Origin of the sequence: Pseudomonas brassicae, from assembly GCF_010671725.1 — a bacterium.
Taxonomy (GTDB): Bacteria; Pseudomonadota; Gammaproteobacteria; order Pseudomonadales; family Pseudomonadaceae; genus Aquipseudomonas; species Aquipseudomonas brassicae.
The window spans coordinates 1-730 of record NZ_JAAHBU010000529.1 but is presented as its reverse complement, the minus strand read 5'-3'; the positions used below and the strand labels follow the sequence as shown (position 1 = coordinate 730).

At 60.7% G+C, this 730-nt stretch carries 2 protein-coding genes; one reads left to right on the top strand and one right to left on the bottom strand.

Annotation, left to right across the window (positions count from 1 at the left end):
* A partial coding sequence (locus G3436_RS25645) for a peptide deformylase (RefSeq protein ID WP_178116608.1) occupies positions 1-248 on the bottom strand: 248 nt, incomplete at its 3' end.
* A 209-nt stretch (positions 249-457) separates the two neighbouring features.
* Between G3436_RS25645 and G3436_RS25640 the strand changes: the two genes are divergently transcribed.
* Complete coding sequence (locus tag G3436_RS25640; RefSeq protein WP_163951005.1) at positions 458-679, top strand: hypothetical protein; 222 nt, start codon at positions 458-460, stop codon at positions 677-679.
* Positions 680-730 lie beyond the last annotated feature (51 nt).

Genomic DNA, 730 nt, shown 5'->3' with positions numbered 1-730 from the left:
TCGGTGAGCATTTCCAGCTCGGGATTGATGAAGACGCGCGGTTCGCTGCGGTCTTCGCTCAGGTCCATGACCACCACGCGCTTGTGCACGTTGATCTGGGTCGCGGCCAGGCCGATGCCAGGGGCTTCGTACATGGTTTCAAACATGTCATCGATCAACTGGCGGATGCTGTCGTCCACTTCCGTCACCGGTTTGGCGAGGGTGCGCAGGCGCGGGTCCGGGAATTCGAGGATGTTCAAGATGGCCATAAGCGTATGAGCTGCACTGTGCGATGAGTTACAAACATGAATGCACATAATAAAGGTATTCGGCGCATTCGGCACCTTTCTCAAGGTCGGCTAGGGTTGCAAGGGTGATCGACAGCTACCTGTTCGGGGCAAGTTGTCAAAGTATTATCAACAGAGTTATCCACAGGTTGTTGCAGGTGGTTAACTCGTCACCGGTCAAGGATGATCCGATGCTTTCCACCTCTTCAGCGGCCTGCCCTGCGGCCGAGCTCGAGGCGCGCTTGCGCCTGCACCGTCTTCCCGACATCGGGCCCAAGGGTTTCCACCAGTTGCTGCAGGCGTTCGGCAGTGCCCGTGCGGCATTGGCCGCGCCCGCCGCGGCCTGGCGCGCACTGGGTCGTAGCCCGGCCAGCATCGCCGCCGCGACAGCGTCGACGTCGGGGCCGGTGTAGAGGCTGCAATGCGCTGGCTAGAGCGCTCGCAGCACCATGTGCTGATGTGGG

Excerpts from the sequence above, each read along its gene's own strand:
- G3436_RS25640 (WP_163951005.1), top strand. The coding sequence starts at position 458 with ATGCTTTCCACCTCTTCAGCGGCCTGCCCTGCGGCCGAGCTCGAGGCG.